Annotated in this window: 22 protein-coding genes and 1 pseudogene; 12 read left to right on the top strand and 11 right to left on the bottom strand. The window is 63.1% G+C overall.

Annotation, left to right across the window (positions count from 1 at the left end; genetic code table 11):
* Positions 1-76 precede the first annotated feature (76 nt).
* Together CUREI_RS02285 and CUREI_RS02280 are read left to right on the top strand one after the other, a co-directional pair.
* Positions 77-1,750, top strand: coding sequence for an AbgT family transporter (locus CUREI_RS02285; protein WP_084768100.1), 1,674 nt, complete (start codon positions 77-79; stop codon positions 1,748-1,750).
* 18 nt (positions 1,751-1,768) lie between these two features.
* Positions 1,769-2,446 (top strand): TIGR03089 family protein, encoded by a 678-nt coding sequence (locus tag CUREI_RS02280; RefSeq protein WP_038609970.1) that lies wholly within the window; start codon positions 1,769-1,771, stop codon positions 2,444-2,446.
* Positions 2,447-2,475: 29 nt separating this feature from the next.
* On the opposite strand, the gene CUREI_RS02275 is transcribed toward CUREI_RS02280, so the two are convergent.
* Genes CUREI_RS02275 through CUREI_RS02265 form a run of 3 tightly spaced genes read right to left on the bottom strand, consistent with a single transcriptional unit; the run spans position 2,476 to position 4,625 of the window.
* Positions 2,476-2,943, bottom strand: coding sequence for a YdcF family protein (locus CUREI_RS02275; protein ID WP_038609968.1), 468 nt, complete (start codon positions 2,941-2,943; stop codon positions 2,476-2,478).
* A complete protein-coding gene (gene purE, locus CUREI_RS02270) occupies positions 2,936-3,439 on the bottom strand; it encodes a 5-(carboxyamino)imidazole ribonucleotide mutase (RefSeq protein ID WP_038609965.1) in 504 nt (167 codons plus the stop codon). The genes CUREI_RS02275 and purE overlap by 8 nt, the downstream gene beginning before the upstream one ends.
* A gap of 4 nt (positions 3,440-3,443) precedes the next feature.
* A complete protein-coding gene (locus CUREI_RS02265) occupies positions 3,444-4,625 on the bottom strand; it encodes a 5-(carboxyamino)imidazole ribonucleotide synthase (RefSeq protein ID WP_269077734.1) in 1,182 nt (393 codons plus the stop codon).
* Positions 4,626-4,665: 40 nt separating this feature from the next.
* On the opposite strand from CUREI_RS02265, the gene budA reads away from it, so the two are divergent.
* Entirely contained in the window at positions 4,666-5,394 is a 729-nt protein-coding gene (gene budA / locus CUREI_RS02260; RefSeq protein WP_038609962.1) for an acetolactate decarboxylase, read from the top strand.
* Here the strand turns inward: budA and CUREI_RS02255 are convergent, their stop codons facing one another.
* Complete coding sequence (locus CUREI_RS02255) at positions 5,395-5,853, bottom strand: hypothetical protein (protein ID WP_038609959.1); 459 nt, start codon at positions 5,851-5,853, stop codon at positions 5,395-5,397.
* A gap of 22 nt (positions 5,854-5,875) precedes the next feature.
* Entirely contained in the window at positions 5,876-6,604 is a 729-nt protein-coding gene (locus CUREI_RS02250; protein ID WP_236627245.1) for a biotin--[acetyl-CoA-carboxylase] ligase, read from the bottom strand.
* 130 nt (positions 6,605-6,734) lie between these two features.
* Here CUREI_RS02250 and CUREI_RS02245 point away from each other — a divergent pair, with 130 nt between their 5' ends.
* On the top strand, positions 6,735-8,939 hold the full coding sequence (locus tag CUREI_RS02245) for a catalase (protein WP_051952141.1): 2,205 nt from the start codon (positions 6,735-6,737) through the stop codon (positions 8,937-8,939).
* A 25-nt stretch (positions 8,940-8,964) separates the two neighbouring features.
* Here the strand turns inward: CUREI_RS02245 and CUREI_RS02240 are convergent, their stop codons facing one another.
* The gene (locus CUREI_RS02240; protein ID WP_038609953.1) at positions 8,965-9,870 is read right to left on the bottom strand and encodes an RNase H family protein; all 906 of its coding nucleotides are present in this window, start codon (positions 9,868-9,870) and stop codon (positions 8,965-8,967) included.
* Between the two features lie 125 nt (positions 9,871-9,995).
* Between CUREI_RS02240 and CUREI_RS02235 the strand changes: the two genes are divergently transcribed.
* The 4 genes from CUREI_RS02235 to CUREI_RS02220 all read left to right on the top strand — a co-directional run bounded on the left by CUREI_RS02235 (position 9,996) and on the right by CUREI_RS02220 (position 13,515).
* On the top strand, positions 9,996-11,147 hold the full coding sequence (locus CUREI_RS02235) for an FAD-dependent oxidoreductase (RefSeq protein WP_038609951.1): 1,152 nt from the start codon (positions 9,996-9,998) through the stop codon (positions 11,145-11,147).
* 67 nt (positions 11,148-11,214) lie between these two features.
* On the top strand, positions 11,215-12,729 hold the full coding sequence (locus CUREI_RS02230; protein WP_038609949.1) for an acyl-CoA carboxylase subunit beta: 1,515 nt from the start codon (positions 11,215-11,217) through the stop codon (positions 12,727-12,729).
* 10 nt (positions 12,730-12,739) lie between these two features.
* A complete protein-coding gene (locus CUREI_RS02225; protein WP_038609947.1) occupies positions 12,740-12,925 on the top strand; it encodes an acyl-CoA carboxylase subunit epsilon in 186 nt (61 codons plus the stop codon).
* Positions 12,925-13,515, top strand: a complete 591-nt coding sequence (locus CUREI_RS02220; RefSeq protein ID WP_038609944.1) for a Maf family protein — start codon at positions 12,925-12,927, stop codon at positions 13,513-13,515. Before CUREI_RS02225 ends, CUREI_RS02220 begins: the two co-directional genes overlap by 1 nt.
* On the opposite strand, the gene CUREI_RS02215 is transcribed toward CUREI_RS02220, so the two are convergent.
* From CUREI_RS02215 to CUREI_RS12185, 4 genes are all read right to left on the bottom strand, one after another.
* Complete coding sequence (locus CUREI_RS02215; protein WP_144242390.1) at positions 13,512-13,985, bottom strand: hypothetical protein; 474 nt, start codon at positions 13,983-13,985, stop codon at positions 13,512-13,514. The genes CUREI_RS02220 and CUREI_RS02215 overlap by 4 nt on opposite strands.
* 62 nt (positions 13,986-14,047) lie before the next feature.
* Positions 14,048-14,224 carry a hypothetical protein gene (locus tag CUREI_RS12420; protein WP_158407443.1) on the bottom strand — a complete coding sequence of 59 codons (177 nt, stop codon included), beginning with the start codon at positions 14,222-14,224 and terminating at the stop codon, positions 14,048-14,050.
* Positions 14,225-14,358: 134 nt separating this feature from the next.
* A complete protein-coding gene (locus CUREI_RS12190) occupies positions 14,359-15,054 on the bottom strand; it encodes a chymotrypsin family serine protease (RefSeq protein WP_144242389.1) in 696 nt (231 codons plus the stop codon).
* Positions 15,055-15,394: 340 nt separating this feature from the next.
* Positions 15,395-16,054, bottom strand: coding sequence for a hypothetical protein (locus CUREI_RS12185; RefSeq protein WP_144242388.1), 660 nt, complete (start codon positions 16,052-16,054; stop codon positions 15,395-15,397).
* A 675-nt stretch (positions 16,055-16,729) separates the two neighbouring features.
* Between CUREI_RS12185 and CUREI_RS12780 the strand changes: the two are divergent.
* From CUREI_RS12780 to CUREI_RS11530, 4 genes and pseudogenes are all read left to right on the top strand, one after another.
* Positions 16,730-17,098, top strand: a pseudogene (locus CUREI_RS12780) (recombinase family protein); the annotation flags it as partial.
* Between the two features lie 78 nt (positions 17,099-17,176).
* On the top strand, positions 17,177-17,323 hold the full coding sequence (locus tag CUREI_RS12775) for a helix-turn-helix domain-containing protein (RefSeq protein WP_330217000.1): 147 nt from the start codon (positions 17,177-17,179) through the stop codon (positions 17,321-17,323).
* A gap of 406 nt (positions 17,324-17,729) precedes the next feature.
* Positions 17,730-18,128, top strand: coding sequence for a DUF3151 domain-containing protein (locus CUREI_RS02200; RefSeq protein WP_038609934.1), 399 nt, complete (start codon positions 17,730-17,732; stop codon positions 18,126-18,128).
* A 6-nt stretch (positions 18,129-18,134) separates the two neighbouring features.
* Entirely contained in the window at positions 18,135-18,863 is a 729-nt protein-coding gene (locus CUREI_RS11530) for a hypothetical protein (protein WP_051952140.1), read from the top strand.
* Positions 18,864-19,167: 304 nt separating this feature from the next.
* Here the strand turns inward: CUREI_RS11530 and CUREI_RS02190 are convergent, their stop codons facing one another.
* Complete coding sequence (locus CUREI_RS02190; RefSeq protein ID WP_038609932.1) at positions 19,168-20,229, bottom strand: Cj0069 family protein; 1,062 nt, start codon at positions 20,227-20,229, stop codon at positions 19,168-19,170.
* Between the last annotated feature and the right edge of the window lie 198 nt (positions 20,230-20,427).

Raw genomic sequence — 20,427 nt, 5'->3', positions numbered from 1 at the left:
CATATTTTCTGTCGCTCGAATGGCATTTCTTCTAAACCCTAGTGCACGCAAAGTGTGACTGGTACAACATAGATACATGAGCACGCCGAAGATCACACGCGAAGGCGACAGCCGGAGCCCTGAACGGGATACCGGAGCGCCCACCACGACCAGCACAAAAGACCCCGACACCAGCGCTGACGGCAGCCCGCCGGAGAAGAAAACCGCCTTGGACCGCATCCTCGGCGGCGTGGAAGCGGTGGGCAACAAACTGCCCGAGCCCTTCACCCTGTTCCTCATCCTGTTCCTGTTTACGGCCGTCGTCTCAACGGTGATGGCGTACTTCGGCGCCGAGGTCGAAGTTCCCGGTGAGGACGAAAAGGTTGTGATCAAGGGCTTCTTCACCGGTGAAGGTCTTGCCTGGTTCACCACCACCCTCGGTGAGAACTACCTCGGCTTCCCACCCTTGGTCACTGTGCTGCCGATCATGCTCGCCGTTGGCGTCTCCGAGCGCTCCGGCATGCTCTCCGCACTAATCCGAAAACTGTTCGGATCTGCGAACCGCTCGATCCTGCCCTACGCGGTCGGCCTGATCGGCGTGACCGGATCGATCATGGCGGACGCCGCTTTCGTGGTCATCCCGCCACTGGCCGCCATGGTGTTCAAGGCCGCCGGACGCCACCCGGTCGCGGGCCTGCTCGGTGGCTTCGCAGCCGTGGGCGCCGGCTACTCCACCGCGCTCGTGCCCACCTCGCTCGACGCCCTGTTCGCTGGCATCACCAACGCCGTGATGGAAACCCTGCCGAACATGGACGCCACCGAGGTCAACCCGATCTCGAACTACTACTTCAACATCGCCGCCTCCATCGTGCTGGGCCTGATCTGCGGCCTAATCATCGATAAGGTGCTCGAACCTCGCATGCACAAACTCAACGTGCCACAGGACATGGTCGAAGGCGACGACGGCATGAACCGCGATGCCGACGGCAACGAAATTTCCGTTGACCTGACCGACAAGGAGCTCCGCGGCCTGAAGTGGGCCGGCATCGCCACAATCATCGTCACTGTGGCCATCCTCGTCGCGGTGCTGGTGCCGGATTCACCCTGGCGCAACGAGGTAGGCGCGTTCCTGCCGAAGTCCCCGCTGCTGCAGTCGATCGTCTTCATCGTCTTCACCTACTTTTTGGTACTCGGCATCGCCTACGGCAAGGCTGCGGGCACGGTAAACAGCATCAAAGACATCGTGGACATGATGACCAAGGCCATGGGCGACATGGTCGGCTTCCTGGTGCTGGCGTTCATCCTCGGCCAGTTCATCTCGCTGTTTAGCTGGTCCGGCATCGGCACCTTCTCGGCTGTCAAGGGAGCAGCCCTCCTGGAATCGGCGGGCATCACCGGCTTCGCCGCCATCCTGGCGTTCATCATCCTCGCGTCCTGCCTGAACCTGCTGATCATCTCCGGCTCCTCGATGTGGACGCTCATGGCGTCGGTGTTCGTGCCCATGTTCGCGCTCATCGGTTTCGAGCCGTCGTTCACCCAGGCCGCATTCCGCGTTGGCGACTCCGCCACCCAGATCATCACCCCGCTGAACCCGTACATCATCGTGATCCTCACCCTGCTGCGTCGCTACGAGCCGAGGGCCGGCCTGGGCACCTTGATGTCGCGCTTGATCGTCTTTGTCATCCCGTTCTGGATCTCATGGGCCATCTTGCTGTTCATCTGGTACATCTTCGATCTACCGCTCGGCCCCGGCTCGGCAATCTTCCTGTAGTGCCTACACTGGGCGGGCATGAGCATGCTCGCACCGTTGCTGCAGACCGATCCATCCTCGCCGCGCTTGACCGTCTACGACGACTCGCGCGGCGTTCGCATGGATTTCTCGGCGCAGACTCTGGACAACTGGGCCAGCAAAGTCGCCAACATGTTGGACGAGGAGTTTGACCTCGCCCCCGGCGGCCAAGTCGCCATCGACCTTCCCGTGTCCTGGCAAGCCGCGGTCATCGCCATCGGCGCCGTGAACTCGTCGCGCACCCCGCGTATCGACGCCTTCGGCACCCCCTCCTCCGAGCCCTCCCCTGACGTCGTCTTCACCACGGTCGAGCGCGCCGCCCAGTGGGCCGAGGTTCCGGACTGCGTTGTTGTCTCGGACGACCCGTTTGGCCGCGGGGTGGTTGAAGCCGGCGGCGAATTGCCGGTGGGCACCGTGGATTTCGGCCCCACCGTCCGGTTCTACGGCGACGCCTACTTCGGCGACTCACCCGCGCTCGCCACGTTCACCGAGCCAGGCGTCGGAGCCGAGCGCTACCTGGTGCAGGACTGGCACAGCACCGAGGAATTTTCCGCCTCCGTATTGGCGCCGATCGCCGCGGGCGGTTCCGTCGTTGTTGTGGCAGGTCTCGTCTCTGCCGAGCGCCTGCAGGAGATCGCAGAAACGGAAAAGGTCACCCGCTTCATCGACAACCAGTAGGCGCCAACCGCCGTGGCCACCGCACGCTACTACCGGCCAACAACGCGGCGCACGACACGACGCCACACCACCCGCGTCACGGAATGCGGCAGCGCCACTACTTCGCGCAACAGGTTTTTCGTGCGCGATGTCTTCGGGGTCGGCGCCGCCACCATCCGCACCGGAATACTCAGGTGCCAGGCCCACACCCGCGTGCGCGGAACGTGAAACCCGCTGGTAACGACCGTTAAGTGCCCCGCCCCGGGGAACAACGCCCGGGAGCGCTCCAAGTTTTCGTTGGTGGACCGCGCGTACGGCTCCGCCACCACCGACGTTTCCGGCACCCCATGGGCCACCAACCACGCGGCCATCACGCCGGCCTCCCCGTAGCCGGAGACGACGATCGGCCGAGGATCCGCCTCCCACGCCTCGAGGGCCACGCACAGGCGGCTTTCGAGCATGCGGGACGGGCGCCCGTCGATCACCCGCGCGCCCAAGACGACGATCGGGTTACTCACCCATCTGACGCCGGCGCAGCGCCTCGTCCTTGCGCTCCACTTCCTGCGCCATGCGCGCTTGGTAGGCCACCATCGCGCGCTGCACAGACGGGTCGGCGGCGCCGATGATGCGCGCGGCAAGCAACCCAGCGTTCTTCGCGCCACCGATAGATACGGTGGCCACCGGCACACCACCCGGCATCTGCACGATGGACAGCAGTGAATCCAATCCGTCGAGCGTGTCCAGGGCCCGCGGGATGCCGATCACCGGCAGCGGGGTCGCCGCGGCCACCATGCCCGGCAGGTGTGCGGCGCCGCCGGCGCAGGCGATGATCACCTGCAGGTCGCGGGTGTGCGCTTCCTTGGCGTACGCCAGCATCTTGTCCGGCGTGCGGTGCGCGGAAACCACGCCCACCTCGAACGCGATGCCGAACTCGGCGAGGATCTCCGCGGCCGGGGCGACAGTGTCCCAGTCCGAGTCCGAGCCCATGATGATGCCGACAGCAGGTTGCGCCATAGCGTTAGTCCTTCCAGGTTGCGTGGATGATGTAGTGCGCTGCGTCTTCCGCGACGGCAAGCGCCTCGTCGACGCTGTCCGCGGTCACGTTGACGTGGCCCATTTTGCGCCCGGGGCGGTGGTCCTTGCCGTAGAGGTGCACCTTGGCCTGCGGGTACTTGCGCATCACTTCCACCACACGCTCCGCCATTGGGGTGTCCGGGTCTTCCTCGCCGCCGAGCGTGTTCACCATTACCGTCGCGGGCGCGAGCGTGTCGACGCCGCCCAACGGCCAATCCAGCACCGCGCGAAGGTGCTGCTCGAACTGCGAGGTCACACACCCATTTTGGGTCCAGTGGCCGGTGTTGTGGGGGCGCATGGCCAGCTCGTTGACGGAGACTTCCGGGCCATTTTCGCCGTCGTACTCGAACAGCTCTACGGCGAGCACGCCGGTGACGCCGAGGCCCTCCGCCACACGCACAGCGAGGTCCTGGCAGCGCTGCGCAAGCTCCGGCGACATCCCCGGCGCTGGGGCGATGGCGACGCGGCAGATGCCTCCGTCTTGGCGGGACTCCACCACCGGCCAGGCGCGCACCTCGCCGGAGCGGTTGCGCGCCACCATCGCGGAGAGCTCGCGGGTGAACGCCACCTTCTTTTCCGCCATCAGCGGCAGGTCGCGGCCCAGCAGGTCTTCCACCAGCGCGGCGCACTCTTCGCGGGAGGACGGGAACCACACGCCGTGGCCGTCGTAACCCCCGCGGGTTGCTTTCAAGCAGACCTGGCCGCCGGTTTGCTCCCAAAACGCCTCTGCGTCGGCGACGGACTCGATGGCGGCGAACGCCGGCACCGGCAGGCCAGCCTCGGACAGCCGCTTGCGCTGCTCGAGCTTGTCCTGGGCGTAGAGCAACGCATCGGGGCGGGGTTCGACGGCCACGCCTTCGTCGATAAGCATCTGCGCGTACTCGTTGGGGACATGCTCGTGGTCGAAGGTGACGGCGTCGGCGCCGTCCACGATCGCGCGCAGGTCCTCGAGCTTGGTGTAATCGCCGAGGCGAACGTCGCCGAAGACCTGCGCGGCCGAGGCGTCGTCGCTGGCGGCGAGCACGCGTGTCTCCACGCCGAGCTCGATCGCTTCCGTCTGCATCATTCGTGCCAACTGGCCGTCGCCGATCACGGCGACGACGGGCATCCCATAGGCGTTACTCACGCAGCACACTGTAGTCCCCGCACCGGCTACCATCGCAGCCATGTCTGCAACCATCGCCCGCCACACCATCTTCCAGAATTCGCTGATGACCGCGCTGCTGGACGGCATCTACGACGGCGAGCTGACCATCGGCGACATTTTGAGCAAGGGCAACTTCGGCCTGGGCACCTTCGACGCGCTCGACGGGGAGATGCTCATCCTCGACGGGGTGTGCCACCAGCTCACCTCCGACGGCAAGGCCCGCGTGGCCGACCTCGAGCAGCGCACCCCGTTTACGGTGGTGACCAACTTCGTGCCCCGCCTGCGCTTCGACGCGCCGAAGGCCATGGTCCGCTCAGAGCTGGCCAAGTTCATCGACGACGCCGAGCCCAGCCACAACTTCTTCACCGCCGTGAAGATCACCGGCCGGTTCAAGGAAGTCCGCGTGCGCACCGTGACCAAGCAGGAAAAGCCCTACCCGCCGATGTCGGAGGCGGTCTCGGACGACGCGGAGCACGTCTTCACCGACGTCGACGGCGTCATCGGGGGTTTTCGCACCCCGGCGTACGCGAAGGGCATCGGCGTGCCAGGCTGCCACGTGCACTTCATTAACAACGACCACTCGCGCGGGGGCCACGTGCTGGACTACACGGTGGACGAGGCGGTCATCGAGCTGTGCCCCGGCACCGACATGGACCTGCACCTGCCGGTCACCGCCGAATTCCTCGGCGGGAGGCTCTCCCCGGAGGACCTCGACGAGCAGCTGCACAGCACCGAGGTGAAGGGGTAACTACCGCGGAGCGCCAAGCGCCCGCTGCAGCGTCTTTTCCACCGCGCGCGCTTTCCCCACCTGTTCAAAGCGGATTGGCTGGGCGAAGCCGTACACCGCCACGGTCAGCCCGCCGTGGTCGCGACGCACCGAGTGGATCTGGCGCAGCGGGATGGAATCTACCCCGCGCGTGCCGCGGGCCAAGATCCGCTTGTTGGTGACGATGAATCGGCGCCGCCGGGACGCCACCACGGGCCCGACGAACCGCCACAGGGCCAGCAACGCCCAGACCAGCACCGTGGCGTTGCGCACCGCCGGGTCGATGTATGGGGTCACATCCATCCAGCCGATGGCCATCCACGCCACGCCGGTGATCAGCACCAGCTCAAGCAGCGGGATGGTCAGCGAAGACAGCGGCGCGCAAACGTCGGCGAGGACAACTTCGTCCCCGCCGACGCGAAACGGTGCTTTGCCGGACATCACCAGGCAGGGTACTGCACGGCTACGAGGTCGGTCGCAGGTGGTGGACGTCGCCGACGGCGTACGCGGTGCCGTCGATAAGCACCTCGCCCTCGTCGTTGACGCCGGTGACTGCGCCGGTGACCGTCTCCTCGCCCTCGCGCATTTCTAGGCGGACCTGCTGGCCGATGGTCGTGCACACGGCGCGGTAATCCTCCAGCAGCTGTGGGTCGCCGTCGCGCCACTGCGCAAGCCGTTGGCCCATCGCGAGCAAGATGTCCGCGGTGAAGTCGTCGAAATCGACCTCGATCCCCTCGAGGTTGAGCGCGGTAGCGGTATCCACCGGAAGATCCTCGGCGCGCATGGCCACGTTGATGCCGATGCCCACGATGACCCGGGGCATGTCCAGCGCGGAAAGGATCCCCGCGATCTTCTTGCCGCCGATCTGTACGTCGTTGGGCCACTTCAGCTGTGCCTGCGGCACGACATCGGTGACGGCGACGCCCGGCGCGAGAGACAACAGCCCGAACGGCGGCGGGGCCTCGCCTACTTCTACCACCATGCTCATGGCCAGCTGCGCCCCTTTCGGCGAGACCCACTGCCGGTCCAGCCGCCCTTTGCCGGCAGTCTGCTCGTCTGCAATGAGCACGGTCCCCGGCTCGCCGTCTTTGAGCAGGTCGGCGTTGGTGGACCCGGTGGATTCGACCCACCGCACGTCCGGCCAGTATTCCGCCACCGCGTCTTGAATTGCCTGGATGTCGCGCACAGTCATGCGTTCGAGCATATTGCTTCTCGACGATCGCTTCGCCCCCAGCCCATGTTGTCCATTCGTCCAACCTACGGCCGCCGGGCGAGCCTATCCTCGGGGCAGTCCACGACCCCGAATGAAAAGGTAGTCCGGCATGTCTGAGCCGAACCAGACCCCGTCCACCAACGCCGCCTCTCCCGCAGGCGACACCGCACCCGGCACACCGGGTGGCATCACCCCCGGTGTGGAGCAGCCCGAAGGCGCTGTGAACCCGCCGCAGGACACTGAAGCCCAGCAAGCCCCGGCCTCGGTTACCCCCACAGGTTGCCCCTTCCACGTTGGCGCCGCCGCAGGCGCTGGCGCGGGCTCTAACCCTGACCCCCGCGCGCAGCAGGGCGAGTACCTCACCACCGCACAGGGCGCTCGGTTGAGCGAGACCTCTAAGTCGCTGCGCGCCGGCGAGCGCGGCCCGCTGCTCATGCAGGACCACCACTTCCGCGAGAAGATCACCCACTTCGACCACGAGCGCATTCCGGAGCGCGTCGTGCACGCCCGCGGCGTGGGTGCGCACGGCGTGTTCGTCGCAAACGGTAACGCTTCCAAGATTTCCAAGGCTGCCGTGTTTAAGAAGGACAAGGAGACCCCGGTCTTCGTCCGCTTCTCCACCGTGCTGGGTTCCCGCGGCTCCGCCGACACAGTGCGCGACACCCGTGGCTGGGCCACCAAGTTCTACACCGAAGAGGGCACCTGGGACCTGGTGGGCAACAACATCCCGGTCTTCTTCATCCAGGACGGCATCAAGTTCCCGGACGTGATCCACGCCGGCAAGCCGCACCCGGACCGCGAGATCCCGCAGGCGCAGTCCGCCCACGACACGTTCTGGGACTTCGTGGGCCTGCACACCGAGGCCACCCACCACACGCTGTGGAACATGTCTGACCGCGGCATCCCGCGCTCGCTGCGCATGATGGAGGGCTTCGGCATCCACACCTTCCGCTTCATCAACGACGCTGGCGAGACCACGTTGGTGAAGTTCCACTGGAAGCCGAAGTTCGGCGTGCACTCCCAGGTGTGGGAGGAAGCGCAGATCACCGGCGGCATGGACCCGGACTTCCACCGCCGCGACCTGTACGACGCCATTGAGGCCGGCGCGTTCCCGCAGTGGGACCTCGGCGTGCAGGTCTTCCCGGACACCGAGGACCAGATGTTCGAGGGCATCGACCTGCTCGACCCGACCAAGATCGTGCCGGAAGAGCTCGCCCCGGTGCAGATCATCGGCACCATGACGCTGAACAAGAACCCGCGCAACTACTTCGAGGAGACCGAGCAGGTGGCATTCCACCCCGGACACCTCGTGCCGGGCATCGACGTCACCGCCGACCCGCTGCTGCAGGGCCGCCTGTTCTCCTACCTGGACACGCAGATTTCGCGTCTGGGCGGGCCGAACTTCGCCCAGCTGCCCATCAACCGCCCGCAGGCGCCGGTCAACGACAACCTGCGCGACGGCATGCACCAGGTCGGCTCCCACACCGGCGTGGCTCCGTACAAGCCGAATTCGCTCGACGGCGGTAACCCGGCCGAAGCAACCGTGGACGAGGGCGCGCTTATCGACGTCCCCGTGGCAGTCTCCGGCACCATTACCCGCGAGCAGCCCGCCTCCTTCGATGACCACTTCTCGCAGGCCCGACTGTTCTACATCTCCCTGTCCGAGGTGGAGCAGGCTCACCTCGCGGACGCAGTCTCCTTCGAGCTGGGCAAGTGCTACGAGGAGGCCGTGAAGGTGCGCTACCTCGATGTGCTCGCGCACGTGGACCAGGATCTGGCTGAGACGGTCGCCGACAACCTCGGCCTACCGCACCCGGCCGCACAGGAGGTCGCGGACGTGCAGCCGTCCCCGGCTCTGTCCCAGGTGGGCAAGACCTGGCCGATCGACGGCCGCCAGGTGGGCATCCTCATCTCCACTGACCTGGATGAGGCTTCCGCACAGGCTGTGGGCAAATTGGTGGACAACCTGTTCGCAGCCGGCACCACCCCGCTGCTGGTCGCGGAGAAGGGCGGCGCCGTCACGCTCGGCGGCAAGGACGTTTCCATCTCGCGTACGTACCTGACTGCAAGCTCCATCGAGTTCGATGCCGCGGTGGTGGTCAACCCGCCGGCGAAGACCGACGTGAACACCATCCTGGGCGAGCTCGAGCGGCACAAGAAGGCGATCGTGGTCGTCGGCGAGGCGGGCAAGCAGGCGCTGGAAGGCGCGCGCGTGCCGGATGACCAGCCGGGCATCGTCACCGTCGACGCAGCTGACGCCGCTGCTGCCCCGGTGAAGGAGCTGCTGGCCTCCCACCGCGTCTGGGAGCGCTAAACCCACACCCCGGTGGTTGCCGCTCCTACACAGCGGCAACCACCTGACGGAGCTCCTCGTGCAAGTGCGCCATCTGCGGGGAGTCCTCCAAACCCCACTGCGCGTTACGGCGCGCGGTGACCGCGCTGCGGTGGGCGAGCTCGTTGAGCTCGTGCCCGCTATGCCCGCGGACCCAGCGCACCGAAACCTGCACGCCGCTGCGGCGCACTCGGTTGAGGCGGCGGAGGCACTTGACCTCTTCCGGCCCGCAGCCAGGGCGCTGGGTCTGCGTCCCGCGCAACGCGACATTCAGGTTGCGCGCAGCCTTCTGCGAATCCGTGAGCACCTCCACGCTGGCCACATTGCCGCGCACCGAGGAAAGCGCGAGCTCGATCGCCGCAAACTCCCCCTCCAGCACTTTGGACGTTGTCACCTGGGAGGTTGTGATGCGGCCGGATGTGCTCACCGCCGCGATGCCCACGACATTGGAGCACTTCTGCTTCGAGGCATCGGTGGCGATGGTGAGGTGTGCCGGCTCCTCCAGCGCTTTCTGCTGCTCCGCCTTCCGGTAGAGGGTCTCCTGCATGAGCGCGAAGCTCGCGCGGCACGCCTCCCACGTGCTGGACAGGCGGCCGGTCGCCGTCGACGGGAACTCGATGCCGCGAAACTCCGGGTCCAGTTGCGCGACCGCCCGCAGCTCCGCCGGCAGGCCGTAGATCTCGAGGCCGCCGTCCCCGTGCGCCCACACTGTCTTCAACGTTCGAAGGAGGGCGCGGTGCACGTCAGCGTCATCGAAGGCGGGCTCCGCAGCCATGACGATGGTGCGGCCGTTGACCGCCGCAGCGATGTCCACGCATGGTGTGTCGCCGGTCAGTCGCGCAACGTAGTGGATGGCTGCGACTGGTTTACAGGAAATGCGGGCAAACATGGCGGGTGTCGGGCGGCTGGTCATGGGAGCTCCTTGCGGTCGGTAAGTCGATACATTGAGCACGTTACGAAGCGTGCCGACACGGGCCTTGTCGTTTTCGAACACACATGCACCCTTTCCCGGAGCCTGAAACAACTACCCTGGCTGCTATGACTGCATTCGACGTAATTGTGGTGGGCGCAGGCCTGTCCGGGCTCACCGCGGCAAAGGTTCTGGCCGAGGCCGGCCGGAGTGTCCTGGTCGTGGAGAAAGAGGACACGGTGGGTGGCCGCGTGCGCACCGAAGCGGTGGACGGCTACCTGATCGACCGCGGGTTCCAGCTGATCAACCCCGCCTACCCGGCGCTGCGCGCTGAGGTCGACTTGGAGGCGCTCGACCTTAAACCGTTCGGCCACGGCGTGCAGGTATCCACGCAGCAGGGGCTGAAAACGTTGGCGAACCCCCTGCGCCATCCCCTCTTACTCCCGCAGACGTTGGCGAGCGGGCTGGTAAACGCCGGCGACGTCGCCGGCCTGATTCGATTTGTCGCCTCCACACCGAGGGGCGGTGCCACGCTCGGTGCTGAGCTCGACCGGCTCGGTGTGAACGGCGCAATCCGCACCAAGGTGCTGGTGCCGTTCCTTCCTGGCGTCGTCGCCGACGACCCGGACGCGGTGGACGCCGCGATCGGCCAATTCCTCCTCACCACGTTCGCGCTTGGGCGTCCGTCGGTGCCCTCCCGCGGCGCGCAGGCGCTGTCCAACCAGCTCGCGGCGGCGGCAAAGCGCGCGGGCGCTGAGATCCGCACCGGTGCCGAGGCCACGGTCCGCGACGGAGCGGTGGACACGCCGGAGGGGACAATGACGGCCCGCGACATCGTCGTCGCCACGGCCCCGCAAGATAACGGAAAGACCACCCGCGGACTGACCACCTGGTGGTTCCGCGCAGACGAGGCGCCGAGCGAGAGCCCGTTCGTGCGCATCGACGCCACACGTTCCGGCCCCGTCGTCAACACCGCGGTGATGTCCAACATCGCTCCGAGCTACTCGCCGGACGGCTCGGCACTGATTCAGGCATCGGCGCTGCACAACCCGGCGGTCACGGACACCGACGTCACCGCCCACCTGTCTGCGCTGTGGGGCACGGACGCCACCAAGTGGGACCTTGTCGCCCGCACCGACGTCGAGCACTCGCTCCCGTCGCAGCGGCCAGGCGACCTCGGTGCCGACGACGCGCACCGCGCCGGCGACTACACCGCGGGCGGCTCGCTCAACGGCGCAGTGCGCTCCGGGCGGGCGGCGGCGCAGGCGGTTCTCGGGTAGACCGAAACGTTGGCGGCGGAGCCGTCGATAAGCATTGCGGTACACACGGAATCTAGACTGAGGCGTTATGAGTTCATCCAAACCCGACATGACCACGACCGCAGGCCGCATCGAGGACCTGCGCAACCGCCTGGAAGAGGCGCAGGCCCCGGTCGGTCAGGACGCGATCGACGCAGTGCACGAGGCGGGAGGCGCGACCGCCCGCGAGCGTGTGCTGCAGCTTGTGGACGACGGCACGTTCGTGGAAACCGACGCGCTGGCCAAGCACCGCGTCGAGGCGTACAAGATGGACAAGTCGAAGCCGTCGACCGACGGCGTGGTCACGGGCTACGGGCTCATCGACGGCCGACGGGTCTGCGTGTTCTCCCAGGACCCGACGATCTTCGACGGCCAGATCGGCGAGGTGTACGCCGACAAGATCCTCAAAATCTACGACCTGGCCACGAAGACCGGCGTGCCGCTGATTGGCATCTACGACTCCACTGGTCCCCGGTGGAAAGAGGGCATCGTCACCGCGCACATGCAGGCGCAGATCCTGCGCGCCGCCACCCGCGCGTCCGGCCTGATCCCGCAGATCGCGGTCGTAGCCGGCAATGCCGCGGCACTCGCCGCAGTCACCGCCCCGCTGGCCGACATCACTGTCATGGCCGAGGGCGCGTCGCTGCATGTGACCTCACCGGACATTGTGAGCAAGGTGTCCGCAGCAGAGACCTCTGCGGCAGAGCTGGGCGGCAGCGCGGTCCACGCGAATGAGACTGGACTGGCCCAGCTGACCGCGGCTACCGACGCCGACGCGGTCGAGCTGGCGCGCGCCGTGGTGAGCTACTTGCCGCTGAACAATAAAGCCACCTCGCCTCTGGGCGCGGAAGCCGCTGCAGCTGACACTGACCTGGACACCTTCATCCCGGACGACGACAACCAGCCGTACGACGTCACCGACATCATCGGCGCAGTCACCGACGGGGACTTCATCGAACTCTCGCCCGGTTTCGCCGGCTCCGTGGTCACGGGCTTCGCCCACGTCGGGGGAAGGGCCGTAGGTGTCGTCGCAACGCAGCCGAGCGTGCTGGCCGGCTGTCTCACCCGCGACGCAGCACGCAAGGCGGCGCGCTTTATCCGCACCTGCGACGCGTTCAACCTGTCCATCGTGCAGTTCGTGGATTCGCCGGGGTTCGTGCCGTCCGTGGAAGAGGAGCGCTCCGGCACCGCCGCCGGTGCCGCCGCACTCGCCTACGCGTTCGCGGAAGCGCAGGTGGGCACGATCACCGTGGTCACGCGCAAGGCGTTCGGCCCCGCCTACGCCCTGCTGGGCTCCAAGGGCCTTGGCGCGGACCTAGTGTTCGCGTGGCCGACAGCGCAGATCGCGCTTGCCGACGCGACTACCGCCGCTGAGGCCATCGGCACCGACGAGGCCGCCTACGCCGAGGAGAACCTCAACCCGTACGTGGCCACCGAGCGCGGCCTGGTGGACGCAGTCATCGAGCCGTCCGCCACCCGCGCCCGCGTGCTCGAGGGCCTGCGCCTGCTTGAGCGCAAAGTGACCTACCCGGCACAGAAGAAGCACGGCAACATCCCGCTGTAAGGAGGCTGACGTGGATATTCAGGTAGTCAAAGGCAACCCCACCGAGGCGGAGCTCGCAGCGCTCTCCCAGGTGTTGGAACAGCTCCAGCGCGAGCGCAAACTCGCCGGCGTACAGCCGGACGCCAATCTCTGGGGCGCCGCACACCCGGCCACAACGTTTAACCCGCACGCGTTCGACTCGGCGGCGTACTTCTAATGCGGCTCGTCCTGGCGTCGCAGTCGCCGTCGCGGCGCATGCTGCTCGAGCAGGGCGGTGTGGAGCCGGTGTTGCGCCCCGCCCACATCGACGAGGAGGCGGTGATCGCCTCGCTTCACGACGCCCCTCCGGCCACCACCGTTTCCACCCTGGCCCGCGCCAAAGCGGAGACTGCCATCGCCGAATTTCCCGATGACGTGGTGGTGGGCTACGACTCCATGCTGCTACTCGACGGCACGCTGCTGGGCAAGCCTCACACAGTCGAAGAGACGGTGCGCCGCTGGAAGGCGCAGCGGGGCAAGGACGCGCAGCTGCTCACCGGCCACGCCGTGTGGTTCGGCGGCGAGTGGGTCGTGGACACCGTTGGCACAACCATCCGCTTCGGCGAGGTGTCGGACGCAGACATCGAGGCCTACGCCCGCTCCGGGCAGCCCCTCGAGTGCGCCGGCGCATTCACCCTGGAGGCGCTGGGCAGCTGGTTCATCGACTCCATCTCGGGCGACCCCACCAGCGTGATCGGCCTGTCTATGCCGCTGCTTCGCCGCTGCCTGTACCGCTTCGGCCTGAACGCGTCCGATTTCTGGGCCTAGAAGCCGCGGGCGGTGAGAAACTCGTCCATGACCTTGAGGTCCTCCGTCTGGTGGTCCACGCACATGCGCAGCCACTGGCCAATTGTGTTTTTGGGGTTGCGGACACTCGACGGCTCATCCAAATCCACGTTCTTACCGAATAGCGCCTCGTAAATGGGTCGGCGTTGCTTGTTGCTTTCGGCGCCGATCTTCACCGCGAGCTTGATCGGCACATCGCCGCGGCTTTCGCGGAAGTCCACGTCGGCACCGCCGTCGACAAGCCGCTGCACAAGCGCCGCATCGCCCTCACCGAGATCATCGTGACTCAACAGTAGCGTCAGCGTGTTCTGCCCGTGATCCACCACAGTCGGGTCCGCATCCCGGTCCAGCATATCGTTGCCGATCCGGGCCCGTGCGTCCGGGTCACGGTTGATCAGACCAGCGAGAAGCATCTCGGTGGCATCATTCTGATCCGGGTCATAGACCTTCAAAAACACTTCTTAGCTGCCATTTCGGGCGACATACAGCGGGCTGATTGACATAGTTGGCCTCCTCAATAGCCTTTCAAAAACTCGTCGAGAACGTAGTGCTGGTCGAGACGGTGGTCGGTGTTCATCCGCAACCACTCCCCGATGCTCATTTTCGGGTCTTCGGTGTTGTACGAAAGATCCAGATCTAACTTCCCCGACGTGAATAAGGCCTCGTACAGCAGACGCCGCTGCTTATCCATCCGCTTTGGTCTCGACGGCCAGTGAAAGGAGATGCGGACGAAATCCTGGGGATGTCGTGCGCATCTACTTTTGTGTAGTAGTCGCAACGAATCAACAAAAACGAAGTTATCGACTAGAGAATAAATTGATACATTTATTTATTCATTTTACAATCACTAGCCGGATAGTCTTCAAGACCTTTTCTCTCCAGAAAGGAAATTGGCGTAATAGTAGTATCACCTTTACCATTACCGCCTTCGATAAGGGCTACCAATTCCCCTGAAGAATTATAGACAGGAGCACCCGAATCCCCAGGTTTTGAAGGTATTTGAGCTTTAAGAGTGCGCGCGTGGAAATTCCTCCCCGCTAGGGAAAAACTCTCACAATATAGGTTCTTGTCGTCGATAGTCCCCTCATTTCTCCCTCCAAGAAACGTTTTCGTAAATATAGTGGAAGGGATTTCGACTTCTTTATCACTGACTTTATCGACCCGGAGATCGTAATCGGTAGGGGGATAAAGAAGGATTTCTGAAACATCCGATCCTTGGCTACTCAACAAGTAATTTTCTCCAATACTTCCAATACGCCTACCTTTCGAATAAACCTCATCCGCTTTTTCGCCGCAGTGACCTGCAGTCAAGGCCCGTCGTTGGGAAATGATAGTTACAGAACACGTCACCGCCCCTTGAGGAGGGCCCACCTGGATCTCGTCACCACTTTCTATGTATGAAAGAGGATCGGAATTCTGCTGCTGCGCAATAGATGCTGATGAAGCCGGGGCCGCTATCAATACACTAGCCAAAAAGAAAAGGGCTACACGGCTCATTATTGCAGTAATTTCTTTTTCCATAATTAGTAAATAATAAAATAAAGCAGAGGTAGGTAGATCTAAATCTCTACCTCTGCTCAGGTTTTACTTCTTCCCATAGGGAACAAATAGGAGGAGAATGACCAAAATTGCTAAAGCAATCGTCACGGCATACGGCCACTTAGCGTAAACGGAAAACGCCATCAGAAGAACGCCCCCAGTGGCCAAAAGCTTTTTCCACAAAATTTCCTCTCCCAACCATTTTGAATCTTCCTAGTCGAAAGATTCTCCTTGAGTTTCATCTAGAAAATACAGCAACATCCGTATCGCAACATCCCAATCACGCTACCGTCGATCCCTTAGTGCTTAGTTCAGGGATAATTTATTGAAAACCAACCCGCTGAGGAACTGCGGTATGCGTAAAAGCACCTAACACAATCGAACGAATACCAAAGTCGGCATATACGCCACCAGGTGCTACGCCAGCAATAACCCCTACAGTAGCTAGGATTTTGGAAATTACTGGTTCGGGAACCCAAATTCCACCGATTGCAACACCGGCACCCACACGGTTGATCGTCGTTTTGGACAGCAGCACCCTCACAGTAGTGCCATGGAATTCAATTCCATTCCGGCCTTCTTGAAAGTATGGATCAATGTCATCATTATCGGAGCTCGAGATCTTCGGTCCCTTTTCCCAGAAGGTTACCGAATCTCCCGCTACCTTCATCTCGAGGTTACTATCAGCCTTGGCCTCGTTGATCATTTCGTTCTGAGCCTTTACCTCGTTTTCAATTTCCTGCAGATCTTTTTGGGAAAAAACGCTTTCTGCCTCGCTATCAACCGAGAATTGATCTCCTCGTAGAGAAACATAGGAATCTGCTTTTTCGGCCAATCCCGAGGACACAGAAGACGGAGACTCATTATTCTGAGACGATACATCGGGGCCAGTCACAGTCTCGGCACCAGCATTAGACGGAACAAAAACTGTTGCTGCGGTAGTCAGCACCGCCAAAAGCGTAGATTTCTTGGGACGATACATGCTATTAAACCTTTCGAGAGGAGATGGATGAAAATTCGGACACCCCAAAGATCGCATGCAGTAGACAAATTTAAAAGCGGAAAAAGAAAAACGTATACGAACGTATATTTTTTCCCGAAATCATTGTCAGAGCACTCCAAAACATATATTGTTCCGACTCAATCTCGTAGGCGCCAACTTTTTGAGCCCGCAGTTATCCTGCAGTTTTAGGGAAGGTAGTACCAGTAATCCGCGTAGCTAGTACTGAATTTCCGGATAGGTTGCACCGTCTAGTCTTTTCGGCCATCACATGGGGGTTGAGGGTCGGAATTAATCAGAATACGGAGGCTGTGCAGCGTGCGGCGGTCGATGCAACGGTCGTAAATCTCACCGAAGAGAAGCAAGCGTTTCACAGTGAGGAAAGGCGTGGTCGCGCGCGTAAAGCGGAGGGGCCACGCCTTTCGTGTTTTACATTGAGGAGTGGTGTAAAAGTCTGTGGGTGATTTAAGGGTTGCTATCAAGGTAGCAACCCTTATTACTTAAACGAGTTGCAACTTCGGTCACAACCCCAATTCAAGACAAACCCCGACCGTTAAGGTACGCCTTAAATAGACAGTTTTGAATTACAGCTTTCCCCTGTTCGGTAGGGTTGGATTATGTCTAACGGAACATAACCGTCATTGTCTCTAGAGATTGATGTACATCAGGACGCTGCGGGGCAGAAAGTCCCGGGTGAGTTCCTTGGAGCAGAACCTGGATCGCCAACTCGACCAACTCCGTGCGGCGGGGGCGTCGCAGATATATAAGGAGAAAATCAGCGGCTCGACGCGGCATCGTCCCTAGCTGGAGGAGGTGCTGCGGTATCTGCGGAAAAGCGATCAGCTTGTTGTCACGAACATGGATCGCCTCGCCCGCTCACTGGTAGACCTGCACACGATTGTCGAAGACCCTGTGGGCCGTGGCGTTTCGGTGAGATTTCTGCGCGAGGGGCAGACCTACTCGGCCAAGGCGGCCCCGATCGCCAAACTGATGCTCGGCCTTTTGAGTAGTGTCGCCGAGCTCGAACGCTCCGTCATCAAAGAGCGCCAGGCCGAGGGGATCGCCCGAGCCAAGGAGCGCGGGGTCTACAAGGGCCGGGCGAAAGTGCTCACCGAAGCTCAGGTCACCCAGGCCCGCCAGTGGGTTGCTGACGGTGTACCCAAGGCGGAGGCGGCCCGCCGACTCAGGATCGGGCGGACCACACTATATAAGTATCTGAGCGAATACATGCGATCGAAAGAAGATCAGTGACAAACGAAATTGGCGTGGGGCCTAAACATTAGCCATCGGTCCCTGCAGAGGCGATGCCCACTACGGGGTGGTGGAAAGGAACGGGCCAGTATGTATGGCGTGGCTGTGCGATCTCCTTCGTGAACGTTCTTGTTTGTATCTCCTTTTTGGTGGCTTACTTAAACGGTGCTTTGCGAGGAGGCTTTGTCTCCCAGCAAGGAAATTGCGTTGGGAATGGCGTTTCTCCCTATTCGATGCTTTGAGGGTGTCTGATGGTTTGTGTGTGGGTGCCCTTCTTTGCCGTGTACACTGCACTTGCCATGGGAACTCCTCGGAGTGGGACGTAGATCCCATCGGGTTGCGCCCCACAATATCCGCGAATGCCAAGCCCGGCACGGGCCGCCAGCAAACTAGTAGCCTGGCGGCCATGGAAATCAACGACATGCTCGCCCCGAAGCCCATCGAGCTTCCCGTCGACCCGGCCGCAGGCAAGGATCTGTTCGCAGACGACACCGCGCTCGCCCACCCCGACTCCCCCGCAGTCTGGGCTGCCCGCGCCGAGCGTGAACTCGACGGCGGCGACGCACTCATCGCCTACGCCTACGCCCGCACCGGCTACCACCGCTCCCTAGACCGCCTGCGCGCAAACGGTTGGAAAGGCTGGGGCCCGGTCCCGGCCTCGCACGAACCGAATCAGGGCGTGCTGAAGGCCATTGCGATGTTGGCAATAGCCTCGCAGAAGATCGGTGACCAGGCAGAATACGACCGCTGCCGCCAGATGCTCTCCGACGCGGACCCAGAAAGTGTGGCAAAGCTTCTACCCTAACGAGGTATGACGCGAATCAACCAAACCACCAAACTCCTTCTTGCAGTTCCGGCGGCGCTCGCGACTGCGTCGTGCAGCGCCACGGAAGACACGACAGCGGACACAGCTGCCGATACCGGCGGGATGGCGCCAACCGTCACCGCATCCATCGGCGTTGACGGGGCAGAGACGGTGACCCAGGCAAGGACCGTCACCGAGTCTGTCGCGCAGCTACCAGCCAGCAAGGCCCCTCCTGCCGCAGCAGCACCCGAGGGCGGCAATTGCGCTCACTTGCCCTCCGACCCACGACAGCAGTACGCCACCGGCACCGCCCCGGGCCGCATGCCGGCGGATGACGGGTCTGACTACAACTACTGGATCGAAGACATCGACAACCAGTATGACCCGTGCGCACCACTGAGCTGGATCACCTTCAAGGGCTCGCTCGGCGATGAGAACGGGCCGCAGGGCCTCGCGGGATCGGTCGCGGACGGGTTGGCGCTGTACGTCAACGGCGAACCGGTGAGCGAGGCGAAACTCTTCGGCCAGATCGACCAAATCACGCCGCTAGAAAACGGCGGCGCCACAGTTGCGTGGTCGGAGCGCGGCCGATTCACCGCCGACGGTTTTGTCAACCATTACTCCGCCGACATCCGTCCGGCGAACGGCGGCATTGAAGCCATCTCGGGGGACACCGAGAAATTCTACGAACACTGGCACTACCCCGTCGGGTACCTGCTTGGCACCTACGACTAGTAAGGGACAGGCTCCGAGCCGTTTGCTCACCAGATGGTCTAGCAGCCTCGCCCGGCCTGCTAGACCATCAGAGTTGAGCCTGAGCGTTTCCCCAGGTGGTAATGACACTCAGTGCCGATAAAACACAGATGGTCTAGCGGGAGCCGTCGGCTGCTAGACCATCCACACAAGGCCATCAACACAAGGCCAGCCGCGCCAGCGACCGCAAAACCCGGGGATAGCCCCGCAACGCACAAACCGCCCCGGTCCCGCGTGCTGCGGGCCGGGGCGGTGGGCGCTTGAGACGTCGATAAGCACGCGCCCGCTAGACGTGCTTCTCCTCGACGCGCTTGATTGCCTCTTCGGCCACCTTCTCCTGGATGCCCATGTCCAGCTCGGAGGTGAAGCCGACGCAAGAGCAGTTGATCTCGCCGAGGACGTAGGTGTCCTCGCCGGTCTCGTCATCGTCGGCGAGCATGAAGTCCGCGGTCCAGATCAGCGGAATATCGTCGCCGCCGAGCTTTTCGGCGATGACCGGGCGGGCCTCGGCGAACATCTTCACAAGCTCAGGGCGCTCTTCCGGCTTTTGGTAGGTGTACTTCGCGCCGGAGAACAGGGTCGCGGAGAACGCGTTGTCGCCCTCGGCCGGCTTCTTGTGCACGATAAACACCGGGTCCGGGCCGACAAGCAGGATGCGGATTTCGCCTTCAACGATGCGCGGCATGAAGCGCATGTCAACGAGCATGCCGTTGTCGCCTTCAATGTACTGGTCGCAGAAATCCATGAACTCGCCGAGCTCGCGCTCATCGGTGTGGTTGTCCACCGCCTCGGTGCACTTGAGCTTGGTGTCTAACGGCAGCGCGGTGCCCGGCTCGACGGACTCCGCCAAGGACTTGTCGGCCAGACGCACACGCCAGATGCCGGAGCCGGTGGAGCCGCGGTTTTGTTTGAGCACCCGTTCGCCGTAGGACAGCGACGTGGGGAAGGTGTCGTGGAAGTCGTCGACGTCGTAGTACGCGGCGGTGTCGTCCGGCACCAGATTGGTCCCGTTCAGCTTGACCAGGGCGTCTTTCGCGCCGTAGGCAATCATCTCGTCCGGGGTAGACATACCCACCAGGCCAGCGTCGGTCAGGCGGGTCAGCAGGTCGAAGTAGCCCTTCTCGCCGCCCGGGACGTTGCCCGGGTTGACGCGGGAGATGTACGCGTCGAAGTTTTCAGAAACGTAGGCGTACAGGTCGTCCGCCCATTCGGGGCGGAAGTAGACAACCTCGGAGTGCCAGCCTTTGTCCTTGATCGCGTTCACGATCGGCATGGTGTCTTTGCGGTGGCCGTCGAAAGACTTGTCGGAGCCGCCCTCGACCTCGAAGACAACAATTGCCTTGTGCACAGTAGGTCCCTTTCGCAATGGAGGCCCCGCCCGCTGGGGCATAACGCACCGGCGGGGCAAAATTGATGGTCAGAACAAACTGGCCATGACCTGTGTGTTCTCGCCGGCAACTGTAACCCGGGGGCGTGATTCCCACCCGGCGGGCAACGCGATAGTGCGCAAGGTCACATCTTTGCGTGTTTCGGCCAGATGCATCGA

It is taken from the genome of Corynebacterium ureicelerivorans, from assembly GCF_000747315.1.
GTDB lineage: Bacteria > Actinomycetota > Actinomycetes > Mycobacteriales > Mycobacteriaceae > Corynebacterium > Corynebacterium mucifaciens.
The sequence above is the reverse complement of the archived record's forward strand: the minus strand, read 5'-3'. Positions and strand labels throughout refer to the sequence as shown.